The following is a 19,700-nucleotide window of genomic DNA, read 5'->3' on the forward strand; positions in this document are numbered from 1 at the left end:
TTTAATACTATTTTTTAGTTCTTTGATAGTTTGTTTTATTGTTATTATTTCTTCTTTGGTGTTGGTTATTATTGCTATAATTTGATCGATTGTTATTTCGATTATTATTATTGTTATTGTCCCTTGAGTTTGAAGTATTTGATCCGTAACTTACACTATTAGGGCTTTTCTTCGGAGTTTTTACAGATTTAGTTTTAATTAAAGTTTTAGAATCTGATAGAACTTCATCCGATTCTCTTAAATCAATTCCTCCTTTAGAAAGCTCATATAAATGTTTAAATATTACATCATCTTTTACAACATCTTTATTCCAATTCAAGAAACATTTCTTCATATGGTTTGCAATTGTATAAATCAATGCATCTTTTTGTTCCCCATCTTCCCAAGTTAAAGCAACATCAATCATCGTTTGAATATTATGTCCATAAAAACGATATTTTGAAGCAGATTTAGGATAAGGTAATTTATCTGGCTTTTGTGTTAATTCTTCTCTAGATGGTTTTTCATAAGGTGAATCAACATCCAAATCGAATTTTGCCATGATGAATAATTGATCCCAAAGTTTATGTTGAAAATCTGGAACATCTCTTAAATGCGGTTGTAGATTCCCCATCACATCAATAATCGCTTTTGCCATCTTATTACGCTCATCTCTATCTTCAAGGGATTTACAATGATTTACTAATTTTTGTATATGACGCCCATATTCTGGAATGATTAAAGGCTTTCTTTCTGAATTATATTCTAGTTCCATTTCTGTCTCAGTATTTTAGGTGTTATTTTCTTCTAAAAGATACGTTTTGCAAATTACGATTTTTTATTTTCTAAACAATCATAGTACCAAAACATTTCTAGCGCTTTCTTTTTTATAAAACGTTTTCTTTTCTATTTGTTAATATTAATTTTAAACAAATTATTTTTTAGATTTTTTTTAAAATTTCATAACGCTTTTTTCATCACAAAAACTTTACTTTTAAACGCAAAAAATATAGTTTTGCTTAATCATAAAGAAACTAAGAAAATTTTTAGAAAGTTTAAATTTTCTACTTACTTTTGCGTAGGTTCGAAAACAAAATATTGACACAATAAATAATTATAACATAAATGAGCGTCTTAGTAAATAAAGATTCGAAAATCATTGTACAAGGATTTACAGGAAGTGAAGGAACTTTCCACGCTTCTCAAATGATAGAATACGGAACGAATATCGTTGGTGGTGTTACTCCAGGAAAAGGTGGACAAACACACTTAGACAAACCAGTATTTAATACTGTACTAGATGCAGTAAATCAAGTAGGAGCTGATACTTCTATTATTTTTGTACCACCAGCATTTGCAGCAGATGCTATTATGGAATCTGCAGATGCAGGAATTAAAGTGATTATCTGTATTACAGAAGGAATTCCTGTTGCAGATATGACTAAAGTAAAAGAATATATCGCAGATAAAGATTGTAGATTAGTTGGTCCTAACTGTCCAGGAGTTATTACTCCAGAAGAAGCTAAAGTTGGAATTATGCCAGGATTTATTTTCAAAAAAGGAAACGTTGGAATCGTATCTAAATCTGGAACTTTAACTTACGAAGCTGCTGATCAAGTTGTAAAACAAGGATTTGGTGTAACTACTGCAATCGGAATTGGTGGAGATCCAATTATTGGAACTACTACTAAAGAAGCTGTAGAGTTATTAATGAACGATGATGAAACAGAATGTATTGTAATGATCGGTGAAATCGGTGGACAATTAGAAGCAGAAGCTGCTGAATGGATTAAAGCTGACGGAAACAGAAAACCTGTTGTTGGATTTATCGCTGGGCAAACTGCTCCTGCTGGTAGAACAATGGGACACGCTGGTGCAATCGTTGGAGGAAAAGATGATACTGCACAAGCTAAAATGGAAATCTTAGCTGCTAACGGAATTCACGTTGTAAGTTCTCCTGCTAAAATTGGAGAGAAAGTTGCTGAGGTTTTAGGAAAATAATCTGAGAATAGATTTAAAACTTTATAAATTAAGATGCCTTGAAATGTTTATTTTGAGGCATCTTTTTTGTTGGAATAAATGCGACAAAGTTTAAGTTATTTATATTTGTTTCAATATTTAAAAAATAATTTTATGAAAATCATTCATGTACTTTCTTTGTGTCTTTTAATTTTTACTTCTTCTTTTAGTCAGAATAGAAATTTTGATAAAGATTATTTAAGTAAAGAATTTCACAAAGAAAGAAGAGAAGCTGTAAGAAAAAAATTACCAAAGAATAGCGTTGCTGTTTTCTTTGCAAATCCTATAAGAAATCGTTCTAATGATGTTGATTATGTATATCATCAAAATCCAGACTTTTATTATTTAACTGGACATAAAGAGCCAAATGCTGTTTTAGTTATTTTTTCAGAAACACAAAAAAATGGAGAAGATGAAATTTTATTTGTAGAGAAAAAAAATACACATTATGAGAAATGGAATGGACCAATGCTTGGTGTAAATGGTGCGAAAAATGAGTTAGGTTTTAATTATGCCACAACTGGGACACAATTTATAAATGGCGCTATAGACTTTAAGAAATTTGATAAAGTAATGTTTTTCGATTTTGAAAATGATTATAGAAATCATAGAGATAAAGATGCAGATTTATATAAATTAATTGAGAGTTTTAAAAAGCAATTAATGTCTAAAAATTTAGATAATGATGGTGTAAAACTTCATTCTGGAATTGATATTTATTCTTTAAATCGAATTATGGACGATCTTAGAGGAATTAAACAAAAAGAAGAGCTACGTTTACTTAAAAAAGCAATTGAAATTTCTGCAATCGGTCAAATTGAAGTTATGAAAGCAATTCATCCAAATATGACAGAAAGAGAAGTGCAAGGAATTCATGAATTTATTTATAAAAAATATGGTTCGGAATATGAAGGTTATCCTTCTATTGTTGGAGCTGGACATAATGGTTGTGTTTTACATTATATAGCGAATAATAAAACAAAAATGGATGGAGAATTAATTCTAATGGATCTTGGTGCGGAATATCATGGTTATACTGCGGATGTTACTAGAACAATTCCTGTAAATGGAAAATTTACTCCAGAACAAAAAGCTATTTATGATATTGTTTATGAAGCTCAATCTGCTGGAATTGCAGAAGCAAAAGCTGGTAAAAGTTTTTTTGCTCCAAATTTTGCTGCCAGAGAAGTTATTAATAAAGGTTTAGCGAAACTTGGAATTATTTCTTCTCCTTCTGCTAAACATGATTATTTACCACACGGAACTTCTCATCATCTTGGTTTAGATGTTCATGATAGAGGAGGTTATGGAAATCTTGAGAAAAATATGGTGATTACTGTTGAACCTGGAATTTATATTCCTGAAGGAAGTCCTTGTGATGAAAAATGGTGGGGAATTGCTGTTCGTATTGAAGATGATATTTTGATTACTGATGGAGAACCAATTAATCTTTCTGAAATGGCTCCAAGAAAGTCGGAAGACATTGAGAAACTTATGAGTGAAAAAAGTCCTTTAGACGATTTTAAACTTCCAGAACTTCAAACAAAATAAACAGAAAAATTTCTTATAAAAAATATTTATCGAATTCTTATAGGAACTTTATTTATTAGTTCTTATAAGAATTTATTTTTTAAAATGGTTATGAAAAAGATGCTATTTCTGATGAGGTTCTATATTTCTATCTGAAACTATATCTAACTCTTTTTGTTTATAAATCAATTTCTACTAAAAGTGTAGCGAAAATTTAATTTGAAAATTTGAAATGTTAATCTATTGCTCTTACTTATTATATAATTCAATTTTATATGAGTTTTTATGAAAGTAGAGGAGAAGTTGCTTTAAATTATGTAGCATAAATATCATGAAAAAACCGAAATCAGATTTTAAAACACGAATTTATTCATTTATAAAGTAATTTCTTCTTATTTCAAGTTTGATTTAGATTGTTTTTTGAATAATTATTAAAATAATAAGCTTAAAATTATATTGTATCTAATGACTTTCGAGAATGAATTATGATATTCGTAATTTTTAAACTTAATTGCTTTGAATTTGTTGAGGTTAGGAGAGAAGTTACTATGTATTGTGTAGTGTAAATATGTGTTTTAGAAAATCTATATTTTGAAAAAGAAAATTTGAAATTCCAAAGTAATTTTTGTATTATAATATAAAATCTTTTACATTTGAGTGTGTAATACTGTGAATGTTCTTTTTTTTAACAAACTTCTAGTAAAGAAATAAACGGAGTTCCGTTTGTGCATAAATTTTAGCCAATAAAATCAAAAAAAATATGCCAGTAGACTTTTCAGATATATTAGTAATAGGTGTTTCTTCAAGAGCATTATTTGACTTGGAAGAAGAGAATTCAGTATTCGAAAAAGAAGGAATAGAAGGATACAGAAAATATCAACAAGAAAAAGAAAACGACTCACTAAAACCAGGAACTGCATTTATCCTCGTTAAAAGTTTACTAGAATTAAATAATCAAGCTGACAAGAGAATAGTCGAAGTGGTTGTAATGTCTAGAAATAGCCCAGAAACAGGAGTAAGAATGCTAAATTCAATTAATGAGCACAAACTAGATATTACCAGAGTAGCACTTTCAGGAGGTGAACCACTTTCACCTTATATAGACGCTTATGATGTGGATTTGTTTCTTTCAAAAGACGTTAAAGATGTACAAACAGTAATAGATTCTAGAGCTTGCGCAGCTGCTACAATTTATGACCCACCAACTGAATTTGATCCAAGCGACAATCGAGTTAAAATCGCTTTTGATGCAGATGCGGTTTTATTTTCGGAAGACTCTGAGTACAGATACAAAACTGAAGGCATAGACGCATTTCATAAGTTTGAATCAGAACATGTAGACGAGCCTTTAAAGGAAGGACCTTTTGCTAAGCTTTTAATAAAACTCTCTAAGATTCAAGAGCATTTACCTACAACAATTGAATTAACTCCTTTGAGATTATCAATTGTTACAGCAAGAAATGCTCCTTCTCATATGAGAGTAATAAAGACTTTAAGAAAATGGAGAGTTTATGTTGATGAAGCTCATTTTTTAGGTGGCCTTTCTAAGGATAAAGTATTAAAAGCATTTGGTGCACATATATTTTTTGATGATCAAGAGACACACCTCAATGCCACAAGTAAGGTAGTGCCTTCAGGTAAAGTACCATATAGTTCTGATTCAAAAATGAACACAATTGAAAAGAAAAAATAAAATTGGCTATAATACTATATAAAAATGTATTAAAACGCATTTTATTCTAAACGTTACCCATAAAAAACAATAAATGAAACCAATTTCAGAAGCATTAATTGAGAATTCAAAATCAGCAATTATTGGTTGTATTGAACTCCATAATAAACCAATTTTTAGCTATAGATATGAAATCTGTACTGTTTTATGTATTAATGGTTGGGAGTTAATTCTTAAAGCATTTATTAATGAAAATTTGGACGAATTCAAACTCATAAAAAAAGATGGTACCACCAAAACTTTTGAGGAATGTTTATCTTATGTTAGTCAAAATATTGGAAAAGAATTTATGCATATTGAAGAAAATCTTAAAAAGTTATATGAATTCAGATGCCATATTATACATTTCTATAAAGAAAATTTAGATGCTGTACTTTACTCAGTCTTACATAAATCGATATTAAACTATAATGATTTTTTGAAAGGAAATTTTAATACTGATCTTTCTCAAGAGACTCATTTAATGTTACTTCCTTTAGGATTCAAGCCATTTATATCACCTGTAGATTTTTTATCTGATGAATCAGCAATTAGCCAATCATCTAAATCAATTCAAGCATTCATTAAAAGTATTGTCTCCTCAACTGAGCTTCTAAATGATGCTGGAATAAAAGACTCTATTTTTTCTTCTTTTAAAATTGCTGCTGTAAATGAATCAAGGATTTCTAATGCTGATATTATTGCGGGAATAACAAAAGATCATTCTAAAGCAAAACTGGCGGTTAATGCAATAAATCAACCAGTTAATATTACTGATGAAGAATCTGCAAAGAAAATCAGAATAGAAGAAGATTCATTGTTTAAAACTATATATACTTTGAAATACAATGATATAACTCAAAAAGCGAGAGAAATGTATTCAGACTTTAAACAAAATCCAAAATTCAACAGGATAATGAAAGGCATAAAAGAAAATCCTAATTTGAGACGAAAACGCTATTTAGATGTGGTAAATAAATCAGGTACTGGACAAGACTTTTATAGTACAGAAGTATTTACTGAATTGAATAAGTATTACAAGCTTAAAGAAGAATAATTAGGGTAACACTAGATAATACTCCATAGCCATCTAACGGCAGGACTACAGTTGGCAATCATTCACCGTTAATAAACACACATGACAGCACAAATATCAGATCAGTTTATTTATAATAATCAATTTTACTCTTTGACAGGATTCACGGAAGAAATTTGTTTTCATCCTGGAGATTATGAAATATTTACAAAGTCTGCAAGTACAGCTTGTTGGCGAGGTTTTTATAGGACATTTTCTATAGAAAACAATGAATTAGTAGCTAAGAATTTAAATGTAAATGATTCCAATATCAATGAAAACCCGCTTGGACCTATAATAAACGGAGTAAAACCCAAACGAAATAAAGGAAGATTTAATAAAACTTACGAAAATATTAATTTAAAAATTGATTTTACAGGCTCCATTTTAATTGGAAAAGATTTTATTCGAGATTTATATGTTCATATGGGATTTCATCCTGCTTGGAAATATGAAACTGTTTTCGAATTTACATTTGAAAATGGAAATCTAAAAAAACAGGAAAATCTATCTGATAAAATGAGTGAGATTAGACAAGAATGGAGTAAACTAAAAAACAAAAAAGGAGAAGAGACTATTAGTTTTGATTTAGATGAATGGATAAAGAAAACATTTGACCAAAAATATAACAAAAAATAACTCTACGTTTGCTTTCACAGGCTATTATACATAATGCGAGTAAAAGTAAAACTCAAAGTTTATTATTATTCAACTTGTAAATTGTATATCAATTAACAGAAATTTAATCAAATAAATAATAGGTTCGTTTACAATAGAGTTGAAGAAAAAACAATAGAAATAAATGACTGAAAAAGAATTACAAGAAATAGAAGATAGATGTAATAATACGACTAAAGGATCTTGGAAATCAATGATTTAAGGAAGAGATCATACAAGTGGAGATAGCTTCATAATGACTGGTGGAGAAGATATCTACATTCAGAATCCACTTTTCGACAATAATCAAGATTTTATTGCAAATGCAAAACAAGACATTCCAAAATTAATTGCGGAGATAAGAAAACTAAAAAAAGCTAGTATTCTTTAAAAAAAGAATAATTGAAATAATTAATAAAAAATAATTCCACCAAAAAATCCATTCATACAAATGGATTTTTTTATTCACGAAATTTCTCAAAAATTCGGATTCATTTCATGATAATTTATTAAAGTTTTTACCATATAAGAATATGTTCGAATTCCATCTTTTTGATTGTTTGCTTTTAAATAAGTATTGTAAATATCTTTAATAAATGGCTCCAAAACATCATTATCATATTTTTGATTAATCTCTCGATGAATTTTCATGTTTTGCACAACTCCTTCATTTAAATTTTCTCTAATTTTCTCATAAGCTTCTCGATCATTTTTATACAAATTGGAAATACAATAACGCATCGCCATATAATAACCTGAAAACTGAAAATATTTATCATTACTATGTGTACAAGCTAAAAAGCTAATAAAATTTGCTTCATTTTCTGCTGCATAGCCTAATTGATGTGCAATTTCATGAGAAGACGTTGAAGGCATCGAAACCATCGGAATATTATAATTTACTTGTGCTTCATTTGTTAGTGGATTTAAATAGCCAGAAAATCCCATATAACTTAAAATTGTACTATACATCGATGTCTTAATCGAAGGAGGTGTATATTCCGGAAAATCAAATTTTGTATGAATATTTTCAAAACCAGATTTCGTTCTTAAAAACACATCTTCAATAGAGTGAGGGATTTCTACGGGTTTGTGTTTTGAGTTTGTAATTTCTTCTTGTAATTGATTTGTTCGTTCAATCAATTTAATTGTAACTGTCATCAATTCTTCATCAGTATAACTTTTATCAGAAAAACCTAATTGCTTATAAAGTGGAAGTCTATAATAATTTAATCCCCAAAAAATATTAAAAATAAAAAATACTACAGAAATAGTAGCGAAAATTTTAAGAAAATAAATTTTAAAGAATTTTAACTTTCGATAAAACAGCTTATATACTAATACAATTAAATAAATTACTAAAACAGTATAGACAATATCACCAAAAGAAAAAGGAATCCAACCAAAAATAGATCTTAAAATTTTAGAAATATGTAAATAAATTGATTTTGAATAATCATTTTCTATAAATAATGTCTTGTTTTTTAGTAACTTAAGTAATAGTATTTGAATTACTAAAAATATAGATAATATGATATGACGTTTTTTATATTTCATAGTTTTGTTTTCAAAATGTTATATTAAAATACAAAATAAAAAGAATGATTTTATGAAAGGAATTAATGAATTTGCAAAAATACTATTAATCTGTTTTTTGTTTTCAAATGTAATGGTATTTTCTCAAAGTGGGAATTATTGGTCTGATAATTTTGGTAGTCAATCTGTTTTACTAAACGGTGTAGTAACAGGAAGTGTGGAAGATTTAGGAGCTGTATATTATAATCCAGCGAGAATTGTTTTTAGTAAAAAAACTGCATTAACAATTAGTACAAAAGCATATGAAATTAATAATTCATTTATTAATGAACCAGGTTATGGAGAAATTCGAGTTCGAAATGGAAGTACAGGTGCAAGTCCAAATTTGGTTGCAGGTTTATTTAAAATAAAAGGATTAAAAAATCACACTTTCGCATATTCTTTTCTTTTAAGACAAAAATCGGATTTTGATTTATTCGATCGAAGAGAATCTACTTCAGGAAATATTTTTAGAACAGAAAGAAGATTATTTACACAATTAGCCAAAGAACGATGGTATGGAGTTTCTTGGTCACATAAATTAAGTGAAAAATTAAGTGTTGGAGCTTCGGTATTTGTAAGCACAAGAAAACAATCAAATGCTTTAGGTTTCCAAATTATTTCACTTCAAGATTCTACAAATGTTGCGCTTTTAGAAAGAAATAATAATTATTCTTATGATAATTATGGAGTAGTTCCAAAACTTGGAGTTGCTTTTCAAAATAATTCTTTAGCATTAGGAATGACAGTTACTGTTCCGAAAATTCATATTACAGGTGATGGAAATATTTTTTATGAAAATATTATAACAGATGATTTTGGAACTGTCACAGATAAAGACTTATTTGAGTATGTGGTAGAAAGTAATATAAAAGCAAAAACACATTCACCATTTTCTGTTGGAGCTGGAGCAGGAATTTTTATTGATAAAAGTAAAATTCATTTGGCTTTTGAATGGTTTGCGCCAATTCAAAAATATAATTTGATGGAATCTGTCCATTTTGTTGGACAAACAACAGAAAATCCAATAACCGTCCGATACGAAGAAGAAGCAAAAAGTGTCATCAATTTCGGAATTGGTTATGAATATAAATTTAATGAAAAGTTAACAGCATATATGAGTTTTTCGACAGATTATTCAGCACAAACTGGAGGGAATTCTGTTACAATTGCAGGAAAAACAACACCAGTTTCTTTTTACAAATCGAATTTATATAAAATTGGAGGTGGTTTTGATTTTAATCCAAAATGGGGAGATATTTCTTTTGGGGTAAATTATGCTTTTTCAAACCAAAATATTTTGAATCCGTTTGATTTACCAGAAGGAGCAAATTTATCAGATGTGAGTGTTCCCACAACTGTAGAATTTAGACAAAGACGAGTGCAGTTTTTCGTCGGTGTTACTTTTCCTTTCATAAAAGAAATTTTAAAGAATAAAATATTTTTTGAGAACTAAATAATTGGAGATATGAACAAGACAATATTTATTACAGGAGCTTCTTCAGGAATTGGATTTGCTCTATGTATGAAAATGATTCGTAAAGGCTATAATGTTGTAGGAATTGCAAGAAGACAAGAAAGGTTGGAAGAACTAAATAATCATTATTCGAATCATTTTTTAGGATTATATGGAGATGTAACAAATGTAGAATCTATTCAAAATGCAATTGAAAAAGGGATTGAAAGATTTGGAAAAATAGACATTTTAGTAAACAACGCAGGGATTGGAATTTTAGGTCCAGTCGAAGAAGCAAAATTAGAAGATTGGAATACGATGATTGATGTAAATGTAAAAGGAGTAATGAATGTAACGAATTTATTGTTACCTCAACTAATTAAAAATAAAGGTCACATTGTTACGATTGATTCCATTGCAGCACATGAAGTTTATGCTGGTTCTGCTGTTTATTGTGCATCAAAATTTGCGGCGCGAGCGTTTACAACTGGATTAGAGAAAGAATTACGTGGAAAAGTTCGTGTTACAAAAATTTCTCCTGGTTATGTGAATACAGAATTTAAAGATCATTTAAATAATAAAGAGATTCAAAAGAATTTAAAATCGAGTTTTGAAAATGGTTTAAATCCAGATTCTATAGCAGATGCAATTTATTTTGCAATTAATCAAGATGAAAATATTGCGATTAATGAGATTATGATTCGTCCTTTTGGCAATGCATAACCTCAGCAATTTTATAAAAAATTAAAATTTCGTTAAAATAAGTCTTTTGTTTTTTAATAAAGATAAAAGTTAATCTATATTTGAGTTAAATAATATAAATAGTATAATCATGAGGAAAATTATGTTATTGTTGTGTTTATCAGTGTTTTCATTGATGCAAGCACAACAGACAAATTTTAAAAACTACAGAGCAGAAAGAACTAAAATCAATGATTTAGTACATACAAAACTAAATGTTGACTTTAATTTTGAAAAAAGCCAAATGAATGGAGAAGCTTGGCTGACTTTAACGCCACATTTTTATGATATTTCTAAAGTAACATTAGATGCGAAAGCGATGTTGATTCATCAAGTTACTATGAATGGAAAGACTTTAGGTTACAATTATGAGAATGATAAACTTACAATTGATTTAGGTAAAACGTATAAAAAAGGAGACGAATATACTGTTTATATTAAATATACAGCACGTCCGGAAGAAGTAAAACAAGAAGGAAGTGCTGCGATTACGGATGCAAAAGGATTATATTTTATCGATCCTAAAGATGAAGATCCTGAAAAACCTACACAAATTTGGACACAAGGAGAAACAGAATCTAGTAGTTGTTGGTTCCCTACAATTGATGCTCCAAATCAAAAAACTACACAAGAAATTTACATGACGGTTCCTAGTCAATATGTTACTTTATCAAATGGACTATTATTAGAACAAAAAGATAATGGAAATAATACTAGAACTGATTATTGGAAAATGGATCAATTTCATGCACCATATTTATTTTTTATGGGAGTTGGAGAATTTAGTATTGTAAAAGATAAATGGGAAAATTTAGCTGTTGATTATTATGTAGAGAAAAAATATGAGCCATATGCAAAAGAAATATTTGGTCATACTCCTGAAATGATGACTTTCTTTTCTAAACTTACAGGAGTTCGTTATCCTTGGGTAAAATATCACCAATTAGTAGGACGTGATTACGTAAGTGGAGCAATGGAAAATACAACAGCAGTTATTCATGGAGAAGGAGCTTATCAAACACATAGTCAATTAGTAGATGAAAATACTTGGGAAGCAACAATTGCTCACGAATTATTTCATCATTGGTTTGGAGATTATGTAACTTGTGCAAGTTGGAGTAATTTAACAGTAAACGAATCATTTGCAAATTATAGTGAATATTTATGGTATGAGTATAAATATGGAAGAGATAAAGCAGATGATCATTTATATACAGATACGCAAGGTTACTTATTGGGAAGTAATAATGAAAAGGATTTAGTTCGTTTTTATTATGACAAAAGAGAAGATATGTTTGATGCTGTAAGTTATAATAAAGGTGGAGCTATCTTACATATGTTAAGAGATTATCTAGGTGATGAAGCTTTCTTTGCTGGATTAAATAAATATTTAGAAGATAATAAATTCGGAACTGGAGAAGCACATCAATTACGTATTGCATTAGAAGCTGTAAGTGGAAGAGATTTAAATTGGTTCTTTAATCAATGGTATTTCGGAAATTCAAATATTAAAATGGAAGTTTCTTATGAATATGATCAATTAAGTAATTATGTAACTGTAAATGTAAACCAAACTGGAAAAGTTTTTGAATTTCCTTTAACAATTGATATTTATGAGAATGGACATAAAGTTTCTCATGATGTTTGGGTAGATGAGCAATCAAAATCATTTAAATTTGGATTTACAAAAAGACCTAATTTAATTAATGTTGGAGCAAAAAGAGTTTTATTAGCAGAAATTAATGATGTAAGTAAATCTTTAGACAATTATATTTTCCAATACAACAATGCTCCAAAATATTTAGATAGGAGAGAAGCAATTATTGAAATTGCAAAACATCAAGAAAACAAAGAAGCTTTCAATACTTTAGTAAAAGCTTTAGATGATAAATATTATGGATTGCGAATTCTTGCTTTAGAACATATTGACTTATTTAATAAATGGGCTAAGAAAAATGCGATTAGAAAAATTGAAACTTTAGCTAAAAATGATCCGAAAACATTAGTACAAGCAGAAGCTATTGAGGTTTTAGGAAAATTAGTTGATATTAAATATGCTTCAATTTTTAGAAAAGGAATGGATAGTGAATCTAATGCAATTCAAAAAAGTTCAATTCGTTCTTTATACCAAATTGATAAAGATGCTGTATTAAAAAGAGCTTCTTCTTTTTCAAAAGATGAAAAAGAATTGTTAGCAGATGCTTTAGCTCATATTTTTATTTCAGAAAAAACAGAATCTGAAATGCCTTTTATAGCGAATCATGTATTAGAAGGAATGTTCTTTACACAAGAACAACAGACACAATTATTATATAAAAATGCTTTTGATTGGATTTCTTCTAGTAACAATACAGAAGCAATTACTAATTTGGTGAATAAATTAGTTTCAGTTGGAAACAGATACAGACAATATGGAATGGATAGAATTTCTATTCAATTATTACGTCAAATGAATCAATTCCAAAATGATTCTAGTAATTCTGCGAAAGAAGAAAATATCAAAATTATCAATAAAGGAATCGAAAGAATCTTAGATAATTAAAAATAAAATAATAGATAAAAAAATCCCAAGACTTTAATCTTGGGATTTTTTTATTACATATTTTTTTGAATAATTGGAATTAAAATCTTTTTATCCATTACAAAAGTTCCAAAAGGAAAGATAGACGCTGCCATTACATAAAATAATGTTTTAAAATCCCATTTCACTTTATATCCAATATATAATGCAACAATCACATATATTGAAAATAAAAGACCATGAATCCAACCTACATATTTAACAGGTTCTTCATGTCCCATGATATATTTAATTGGCATCGCAATAAAAAATAAAATTATTGCTGAAAACCCTTCCATGATACTGATACTTCTGAATATTTTTAATTCTTTTAACATGATATTCGTGTGTGTTAGTGTTTTCTAATTCAATTTGTAAAAATAAGGTTTAATAAAATATTAACATTTTAAATTTTAAATTTTATTAAAATATTAACAGCATCATAAAAACCGATTTGTACTTTTGTTTTAGAAATAATTATCAACGGGGGTTGATTTTCTTTCTTATCACAGAAAGACACACAGCTATCAATGATAGCTGTGTTTTGTTTATATACGTTTCTAATTTTTGTGAATAACCATCGTTGCAACTTCCTTATTTAATAAAGCCCAACTTTTCGTAGTAATTAAGAATCCATTTTCATCATAAACTCTCATCTCTGCTGTATTTGGTCCAAGTCGACCTTGATTCAATGCTTGAATATTTATTTTGTTATGCCCTTCTTCTAATTCAAGAATTAAACTTATCAAATGTCCTTTTAAATTTACATGTTGTGATTTCGGATTGTCATTTAAAAATACTTTAATCTGATCTCCATCAACCAAACCAAAATCTCTAAATACAATAGAAACTCTTTTGGTGTTTACAGTATATTTTCCTAAATATTGTTTTGTTTTCTTTGTTCCGTATTCTTCTCCTTGGAAATAATTTATAGTTTTTACACCTCTATTATCTCTTTCATATTGATTCATGAAATTTTTATCTGATTTTTCTACCGTATAATCAGAAATTGTATTTTCATCAATATTTTTCTCGAATTGCGGAGCTTTGAATGGAGTAGAAGGTGCAACTTTTTTATCTTCATTTTCTGCTTTTATGTAAAAACTCGTTGATTTTTTTCCAGTATCTAAAGAATCCACAGGACTTTTGACTAAAGGAAATTTTTGGGAATAACCTTTAATCATAAAACATAAAAAAAGAATGGTTAATATTTTTTTCATTTAATATGTAAATTTTAAATCTAAATTAACTAATTATTTTTGAAGAACAAACTTTATTAAAATTACTATAAAATTGCAACAAAACTTATTCCATTTTACTTTTCAAAATATTTAGTTTTAAACATTTTAGGTGTGATTTTCTCATATTTTTTAAAAACTCTAGAAAAATAGGAATAATCATCATATCCCAATTTTGTTGCTGTTTCAGAAATTGGAATATCTGTATGAATTAGTAGTCGTTTTGCTTCCAAAATTACACGATCCATTATAAAATTAGTCAATGTTATTCCAATTGTTTCTTTACAAATTCGATTTAAATGTTTCAAAGAAGTGAACATTTTATCTGCGTAAAAACTAGGATTTTTATGTTCTATATAATTTTCATCAATGATTTTTTCTAATTTCTGTATCTGATGTAAATAAGAATTATTAGAATAAGTATTTTCAATTTCAGGACTTATAACTCGATTCAATTTAACATAAAGAATATCTAATAAATCAATAATTACATGTTTATCTTTATAAGTATTAGAATATTCACTTTGTATTTCATTAATATATCTTAAAAAAAAGTCAATTTGTTCTTCAGAAATAGAATAGGAAGGCTTATGAATAAAAGAATTGTAAAAAGGAAAATCTTCTATTTTTTTATTATTAAAATATAGATTGTAGAAATCTTTAGAATGAAAAAATATATAACCATCAATATCATGAGATAAATTCCAATGGTGAATTTGACCTGGACTCAGAAAAAATATGGAACCTTTTTTTACTTCATATTTTTTAAAATCAATTTCATGAGTTCCTGTTCCATTTGTAAATAAAACAGTTAAATAAAAATTGTGTTTATGTGGCCGACTTATAAAATCATGATCTGTCAAATGTGAACCTAAATCATTGATATAGAAGTCACTATTGAATTTTCTGCAATTAAATTGTTGAATAGAAAATATGGGTAATTTCTCCATTTTAAAGAATGTCTTTTTTGTCCTAAAATATGAGTATAAAAGTAAATTATATTTTACAAAAAAACCTGAATTTTGAAAAAAAATAATCAATGTCTGATATCATAAACATAGCAAAAGGTGTTTGTCCTAACTGTCAAGAGGGAAAAATGTTTAAAGAACGAGGTGGACTTTTAAAATTTAAATTTCCTCAGATGTATGAAAATTGTCCTAGTTGTAACCATAAATTCGAAAAAGAACCTGGATTTTTTTACGGAGCAATGTATATAAGTTACGCTGTGTCAGTTGCAGAGGGAATCGCGACATATGTGATAAGTAGTTTTTTCTTTACTCAAAAATTAGATTATCGAATAATGATAATTATCGCAATTGTCTTATTATCAATGACTGTAATTAATTATAGAATATCAAGGGTGATTTGGGCTTATATTTTTAAACCCAAAAAAAGGCTGTCTAATTAAAAGACAGCCTTTTTTTATTAATGATTTTCAGCATATTCATTGAAAGCATCAATATAATCTTTAATTTCTAATGCATTTCTTTTATGAAGAGGGTTTAACATTAATGATAATAAATATGTTAAACTATCAATTTGATTTTCTGTAATCTCATTTTCTTCATTTTCAACTTCATCATCAAAAGAGTCTTCAGGAATTGAGATAAAAAATCCATCATATTTTTCTAAATGTTCGTATGTTAAACGAATTACTTTTACTAATCTAGGATTTTTTTCATCAATAGCACATGGTCTTGCTTTCTGTAACTCTTCTATAATTGAAGGAATTTCAAATTCTCCAGCTTCAATTCTTTTCTTTAAATTATTAACAATTTGTATAAATTTATAGTTTTCCACGATTAGTAAAATTTGGTTTAATATTTATTTTACAAAAATACTAAACGGTTTACATTTTATCGAAATTATTTAAACTTATTTATAAACAAAAAAATGAAAATTTGTTAATCAATTTATAAGTAAATAAACCTCTATAAATTAATATTTTATGTTAAATAAAGATAATGACTATTTTAATAATTCTTTATTTTTCTGAATTTCAATCCATTTTAAAATGTTATTTTGAAATTTTTTAATAGCAAATTCACCTTTTTCTGCATAAGCTCCAATTGAAAAATAATCTGAATACATCGCTTTTTGCTGTTGTTCACATATATAAATATCTTCTTTCATAAAATCATTACTTTCCAATGGATTATCACTTTTACTTTTTATATCATATTTTTTCCAGAAATTAGAATAATATGATTTTGAATATTGCTTTCGGTGTTCTTTATTTGAAACATTCATAATTTTTGTTCGAACTGTAATTTTTGTTTTAGAAGGTGAAATAGGAGTGAGGTGAAAAATACTCCAGGTACTTTCAGATTCGGATAAACCTAAATTTGGAAAAATCCAAGGAACATAAGCTCCTAATCTTTCTTTTGAAATATGATTAATTAAAACATAAGGAGAATTTTCTTCAATATTTTCTAAATACTTTTTTGATAAAGGTTCGAAAAACCAATAATGAAATCCTGCCCAACCAAATTTTGCATTTTTATGATCATACATATTTAAAGTATTTTGATGTAAGTGACTTAAATGATAATGGTCAATATAATTTTCTACAATAATTTTCCAATTGGTATTTATTATTTCAGTATAAATTGGTTCACTTTTTTTTTCTTGATATTCTATTAATTCACTTGGGTTATGTTCACCTAAAAATGGTAATAAATCTTGAATAAAATTATTAAAAGAATCCACTATAGAATCAGGATGAATAAAAATCATCCCTTTTAATTTACCTATTGAAGCTTTTTTTAAATGTAATTTACATTTTTCAATATTTGGAAATTCTTTTTTTTCATTTGGAATTGTGATTAAATCTCCATTAAGATTGTAAGTCCAATTATGATATGGGCAATTTATAACTTTTTTATTTTCACCTAAAACTCTTAAAGCTTGAACTCCTCGATGTCGACATAAATTATGGAAAGCTCTGAATTCATTATCTTCTTTTAAAACAATAAAATTATTATTTCCAATTTGAAATATTTTATTTTCTCCATTTTTTAAATCTTCTTCAAAACATAAAAATTGCCAAGAATTATTAAAAATGTATTTCATTTCTATATCAAACCAATCTTTTGAAATATATGCTTCTTTTGATAACAAATCCATAATAGAAATATTTAATGATACGAATTTAAAATTGATGTCTTCATTATTTTTTGATTTATGTCAAAAAATAATAGCTATTCTTTGAAGAGCTTTGCTTCATAGATAAAGATGAATTATGAGATTATATAAGATAGTAATTTTTATTACACTTTTAAATTTTTCATGTAAAAATTCTAGTGATAAATATTTAGGAGTATGGAATGTGAAGGATAATTTTCATGAAGCAATATATGAAATTGAAAAATGTAATGATAAATATAATGTAAAAGTACTTGAATATTTTGATGGAACAACAAAAATAGACTCATCATCTAGTACATTAATTTATAAATATAAAAATCTTGTTAAAAATGATGAATATGAGTTAATTGATATGTATTCAGGTGAAACTAATTTAACAAAAGAACATAAAATAAAACTATCTATTAAACATAATGATACAATTATAGTAAGTGAATTAATAAATAATAAAATAAACAATGAATTATGGGTGAAAGACATTACAAAAAATTATGGTTTAAAATAAAATATTGGATTCCAATATTTTTAATTCCAATGTTTATCAGTTGTGAAGATGAAATAAAAAATTTAGTTCAACAAGATAATCCTGATGTAACACAACCAGAACCGAATAAAGAAATTATTCCTGTTTCCATTGAAGATACAGATTTAGGAATAATTTTTTTAGAAAATATGAAAGGACATTGGATTGGAGAAAATAAAGTTATTAATGATATTTATGATTGGTTTTCATTTGATTACAGACCTATTTCTCCTTCACATATTCATGGGATTTTTGAAGGTGGAAGTATGGGAAATTTATTGACTTCATTTTTTATCACTCAATATAAAGGTAAAAAAACATTAATGGCGAGAAATGGAGGAGTTCTAAGTGGAATTTATAGAACTAGTTATTTTGTTTTGGATAGTGTAAATAATATTGATGGTGATTATTATAGATTTGTTGATGCTAAAGGAGGAAAGAAAATTATGTATATGGAATTAAAATTTCAGAATAATAAATTGAATTTTAATGCTTATACAAGTAAACTTGGAAATAGACTTGCTACTAGACACATGACTTTCAAGGGAGAGAGAAGTACAAGTGAATTAGCTGATCATGCTGCACTAGAAAATCAATTTCCTCAAGATGTAATTGAGTGGAATTATGATGAAAATAATTTACCTCAATATTTTGCTACTTCAGAAGATGGCACTGTAAAATCTGCAACCTATTTATCATATACGGAAAATATAAATTATAATTTATCTGATTTGGCTAATGAATCTGGAGATCCATTTACAATTGATTATCATACCTATTTAAGTTATCTGAAAGTTAATATTGATAGAGAGTCTCAATATCAAGATTATAAAATATTTTTAAATCTTTCATATTTTCCATTAACTGATGAAAATGGATATTTTAATTCTGATAATTTTAATTCAATAACTCAATTTCCTGAATTATCAAATAAGGAAGAAAGTTTCTTATTTACCTATTTACATCCAGGCACTTATTATATAACTGCTATTATTGATGTAAATAATGATGGATTTATAAGTTCTGGTGATTTGGTTAATTCTAGTAAAGAAATTAATGTTTTACCAGAGTCAAATGAAGAAGTTACAATAACAAACATTACAGTTCAAAATTAAATAATAAATGAAAAAAGTTTTTAAAAAATTATTCATCTTGTTTTTTGGAACAATAATTCTTCAGAGTTGTACAAAAGCAATAATTGATGAAAATGAAACAAATAATATTATTATTGATAGAGAAGTAAAATACAATACTGATATTGAGAATATTATGTTTAATAACTGTATAACATGTCATAGTGGAGCAGCACCAAGTCAAGGATTAGATTTGTCAAACTATGAAAATGTTAGATATTCTACAGAAAATGGTAATATGTTAGATAGAATAAATGATGTTACGAATCCAATGCCTCCAGATGGATTGATGAGTAAAACAAAAAGAGATTTAATGCAAAAATGGAAAGAAGATGGATATATTAAAGAATAAAATT

Annotated in this window: 20 protein-coding genes; 13 read left to right on the top strand and 7 right to left on the bottom strand. The window is 27.1% G+C overall.

Annotation, left to right across the window (positions count from 1 at the left end; genetic code table 11):
• Positions 1–7: 7 nt before the first annotated feature.
• Complete coding sequence (locus I1A51_RS07890) at positions 8–754, bottom strand: DUF4290 domain-containing protein (protein WP_196892776.1); 747 nt, start codon at positions 752–754, stop codon at positions 8–10.
• A 350-nt stretch (positions 755–1,104) separates the two neighbouring features.
• Here I1A51_RS07890 and sucD point away from each other — a divergent pair, with 350 nt between their 5' ends.
• From sucD to I1A51_RS17700, 6 genes are all read left to right on the top strand, one after another.
• Complete coding sequence (gene sucD, locus I1A51_RS07895; RefSeq protein WP_196892778.1) at positions 1,105–1,980, top strand: succinate--CoA ligase subunit alpha; 876 nt, start codon at positions 1,105–1,107, stop codon at positions 1,978–1,980.
• 132 nt (positions 1,981–2,112) lie between these two features.
• Positions 2,113–3,549 carry an aminopeptidase P family protein gene (locus I1A51_RS07900; RefSeq protein WP_196892780.1) on the top strand — a complete coding sequence of 479 codons (1,437 nt, stop codon included), beginning with the start codon at positions 2,113–2,115 and terminating at the stop codon, positions 3,547–3,549.
• 739 nt (positions 3,550–4,288) lie between these two features.
• Positions 4,289–5,221: a 5'-nucleotidase gene (locus I1A51_RS07905; protein ID WP_196892782.1), complete on the top strand. Its 933-nt coding sequence runs from the start codon at positions 4,289–4,291 to the stop codon at positions 5,219–5,221.
• A 73-nt stretch (positions 5,222–5,294) separates the two neighbouring features.
• On the top strand, positions 5,295–6,296 hold the full coding sequence (locus tag I1A51_RS07910; RefSeq protein WP_196892784.1) for a DUF3644 domain-containing protein: 1,002 nt from the start codon (positions 5,295–5,297) through the stop codon (positions 6,294–6,296).
• An 81-nt stretch (positions 6,297–6,377) separates the two neighbouring features.
• Positions 6,378–6,953 carry a hypothetical protein gene (locus tag I1A51_RS07915; RefSeq protein WP_196892786.1) on the top strand — a complete coding sequence of 192 codons (576 nt, stop codon included), beginning with the start codon at positions 6,378–6,380 and terminating at the stop codon, positions 6,951–6,953.
• Between the two features lie 274 nt (positions 6,954–7,227).
• Positions 7,228–7,362 (top strand): hypothetical protein, encoded by a 135-nt coding sequence (locus tag I1A51_RS17700; RefSeq protein ID WP_262895824.1) that lies wholly within the window; start codon positions 7,228–7,230, stop codon positions 7,360–7,362.
• Between the two features lie 86 nt (positions 7,363–7,448).
• On the opposite strand, the gene I1A51_RS07920 is transcribed toward I1A51_RS17700, so the two are convergent.
• Entirely contained in the window at positions 7,449–8,528 is a 1,080-nt protein-coding gene (locus I1A51_RS07920) for a DUF3810 domain-containing protein (protein WP_196892788.1), read from the bottom strand.
• A gap of 52 nt (positions 8,529–8,580) precedes the next feature.
• Between I1A51_RS07920 and I1A51_RS07925 the strand changes: the two genes are divergently transcribed.
• The 3 genes from I1A51_RS07925 (at position 8,581) to I1A51_RS07935 (ending at position 13,285) form a co-directional block, all read left to right on the top strand.
• Complete coding sequence (locus I1A51_RS07925; RefSeq protein WP_196892790.1) at positions 8,581–10,002, top strand: hypothetical protein; 1,422 nt, start codon at positions 8,581–8,583, stop codon at positions 10,000–10,002.
• 12 nt (positions 10,003–10,014) lie between these two features.
• Entirely contained in the window at positions 10,015–10,725 is a 711-nt protein-coding gene (locus I1A51_RS07930) for an SDR family oxidoreductase (RefSeq protein WP_196892791.1), read from the top strand.
• A gap of 109 nt (positions 10,726–10,834) precedes the next feature.
• Entirely contained in the window at positions 10,835–13,285 is a 2,451-nt protein-coding gene (locus I1A51_RS07935; RefSeq protein WP_196892793.1) for a M1 family aminopeptidase, read from the top strand.
• 53 nt (positions 13,286–13,338) lie between these two features.
• On the opposite strand, the gene I1A51_RS07940 is transcribed toward I1A51_RS07935, so the two are convergent.
• The 3 genes from I1A51_RS07940 to I1A51_RS07950 all read right to left on the bottom strand — a co-directional run bounded on the left by I1A51_RS07940 (position 13,339) and on the right by I1A51_RS07950 (position 15,491).
• A complete protein-coding gene (locus tag I1A51_RS07940) occupies positions 13,339–13,641 on the bottom strand; it encodes a DUF3817 domain-containing protein (RefSeq protein ID WP_196892795.1) in 303 nt (100 codons plus the stop codon).
• 222 nt (positions 13,642–13,863) lie between these two features.
• Positions 13,864–14,523 (bottom strand): hypothetical protein, encoded by a 660-nt coding sequence (locus tag I1A51_RS07945; protein ID WP_196892797.1) that lies wholly within the window; start codon positions 14,521–14,523, stop codon positions 13,864–13,866.
• Positions 14,524–14,618: 95 nt separating this feature from the next.
• Positions 14,619–15,491, bottom strand: a complete 873-nt coding sequence (locus I1A51_RS07950) for an AraC family transcriptional regulator (protein WP_196892798.1) — start codon at positions 15,489–15,491, stop codon at positions 14,619–14,621.
• An 89-nt stretch (positions 15,492–15,580) separates the two neighbouring features.
• On the opposite strand from I1A51_RS07950, the gene I1A51_RS07955 reads away from it, so the two are divergent.
• On the top strand, positions 15,581–15,949 hold the full coding sequence (locus I1A51_RS07955) for a DUF983 domain-containing protein (protein ID WP_196892800.1): 369 nt from the start codon (positions 15,581–15,583) through the stop codon (positions 15,947–15,949).
• A 17-nt stretch (positions 15,950–15,966) separates the two neighbouring features.
• Here the strand turns inward: I1A51_RS07955 and I1A51_RS07960 are convergent, their stop codons facing one another.
• Both I1A51_RS07960 and I1A51_RS07965 read right to left on the bottom strand, forming a co-directional pair.
• Positions 15,967–16,341, bottom strand: a complete 375-nt coding sequence (locus I1A51_RS07960) for a hypothetical protein (RefSeq protein ID WP_196892803.1) — start codon at positions 16,339–16,341, stop codon at positions 15,967–15,969.
• A gap of 168 nt (positions 16,342–16,509) precedes the next feature.
• Positions 16,510–17,667 carry an aromatic ring-hydroxylating oxygenase subunit alpha gene (locus I1A51_RS07965; protein WP_196892806.1) on the bottom strand — a complete coding sequence of 386 codons (1,158 nt, stop codon included), beginning with the start codon at positions 17,665–17,667 and terminating at the stop codon, positions 16,510–16,512.
• Between the two features lie 115 nt (positions 17,668–17,782).
• Between I1A51_RS07965 and I1A51_RS07970 the strand changes: the two genes are divergently transcribed.
• From I1A51_RS07970 to I1A51_RS07980, 3 genes are read left to right on the top strand one after another with little or no spacing between them, the layout of a single operon-like run.
• Positions 17,783–18,193, top strand: a complete 411-nt coding sequence (locus I1A51_RS07970; RefSeq protein WP_196892809.1) for a hypothetical protein — start codon at positions 17,783–17,785, stop codon at positions 18,191–18,193.
• Complete coding sequence (locus I1A51_RS07975) at positions 18,154–19,326, top strand: hypothetical protein (protein ID WP_196892812.1); 1,173 nt, start codon at positions 18,154–18,156, stop codon at positions 19,324–19,326. Before I1A51_RS07970 ends, I1A51_RS07975 begins: the two co-directional genes overlap by 40 nt.
• Before the next feature lie 7 nt (positions 19,327–19,333).
• Positions 19,334–19,696, top strand: a complete 363-nt coding sequence (locus tag I1A51_RS07980) for a hypothetical protein (RefSeq protein WP_196892815.1) — start codon at positions 19,334–19,336, stop codon at positions 19,694–19,696.
• Positions 19,697–19,700 lie beyond the last annotated feature (4 nt).

The organism is Aureivirga marina (genome assembly GCF_015767265.1).
Classification (GTDB): Bacteria; Bacteroidota; Bacteroidia; order Flavobacteriales; family Flavobacteriaceae; genus Aureivirga; species Aureivirga marina.

Excerpts from the sequence above, each read along its gene's own strand:
- I1A51_RS07920 (WP_196892788.1), bottom strand. The coding sequence starts at position 8,528 with ATGAAATATAAAAAACGTCATATCATATTATCTATATTTTTAGTAATT.
- I1A51_RS07940 (WP_196892795.1), bottom strand. The coding sequence starts at position 13,641 with ATGTTAAAAGAATTAAAAATATTCAGAAGTATCAGTATCATGGAAGGG.
- I1A51_RS07930 (WP_196892791.1), top strand. The coding sequence starts at position 10,015 with ATGAACAAGACAATATTTATTACAGGAGCTTCTTCAGGAATTGGATTT.
- I1A51_RS07935 (WP_196892793.1), top strand. The coding sequence starts at position 10,835 with ATGAGGAAAATTATGTTATTGTTGTGTTTATCAGTGTTTTCATTGATG.
- I1A51_RS07970 (WP_196892809.1), top strand. The coding sequence starts at position 17,783 with ATGAGATTATATAAGATAGTAATTTTTATTACACTTTTAAATTTTTCA.
- I1A51_RS07910 (WP_196892784.1), top strand. The coding sequence starts at position 5,295 with ATGAAACCAATTTCAGAAGCATTAATTGAGAATTCAAAATCAGCAATT.
- I1A51_RS07950 (WP_196892798.1), bottom strand. The coding sequence starts at position 15,491 with ATGGAGAAATTACCCATATTTTCTATTCAACAATTTAATTGCAGAAAA.
- I1A51_RS07945 (WP_196892797.1), bottom strand. The coding sequence starts at position 14,523 with ATGAAAAAAATATTAACCATTCTTTTTTTATGTTTTATGATTAAAGGT.
- I1A51_RS07905 (WP_196892782.1), top strand. The coding sequence starts at position 4,289 with ATGCCAGTAGACTTTTCAGATATATTAGTAATAGGTGTTTCTTCAAGA.
- I1A51_RS07975 (WP_196892812.1), top strand. The coding sequence starts at position 18,154 with ATGGGTGAAAGACATTACAAAAAATTATGGTTTAAAATAAAATATTGG.
- I1A51_RS07900 (WP_196892780.1), top strand. The coding sequence starts at position 2,113 with ATGAAAATCATTCATGTACTTTCTTTGTGTCTTTTAATTTTTACTTCT.
- sucD (WP_196892778.1), top strand. The coding sequence starts at position 1,105 with ATGAGCGTCTTAGTAAATAAAGATTCGAAAATCATTGTACAAGGATTT.
- I1A51_RS07965 (WP_196892806.1), bottom strand. The coding sequence starts at position 17,667 with ATGGATTTGTTATCAAAAGAAGCATATATTTCAAAAGATTGGTTTGAT.
- I1A51_RS17700 (WP_262895824.1), top strand. The coding sequence starts at position 7,228 with ATGACTGGTGGAGAAGATATCTACATTCAGAATCCACTTTTCGACAAT.
- I1A51_RS07925 (WP_196892790.1), top strand. The coding sequence starts at position 8,581 with ATGAAAGGAATTAATGAATTTGCAAAAATACTATTAATCTGTTTTTTG.
- I1A51_RS07980 (WP_196892815.1), top strand. The coding sequence starts at position 19,334 with ATGAAAAAAGTTTTTAAAAAATTATTCATCTTGTTTTTTGGAACAATA.
- I1A51_RS07890 (WP_196892776.1), bottom strand. The coding sequence starts at position 754 with ATGGAACTAGAATATAATTCAGAAAGAAAGCCTTTAATCATTCCAGAA.
- I1A51_RS07955 (WP_196892800.1), top strand. The coding sequence starts at position 15,581 with ATGTCTGATATCATAAACATAGCAAAAGGTGTTTGTCCTAACTGTCAA.
- I1A51_RS07915 (WP_196892786.1), top strand. The coding sequence starts at position 6,378 with ATGACAGCACAAATATCAGATCAGTTTATTTATAATAATCAATTTTAC.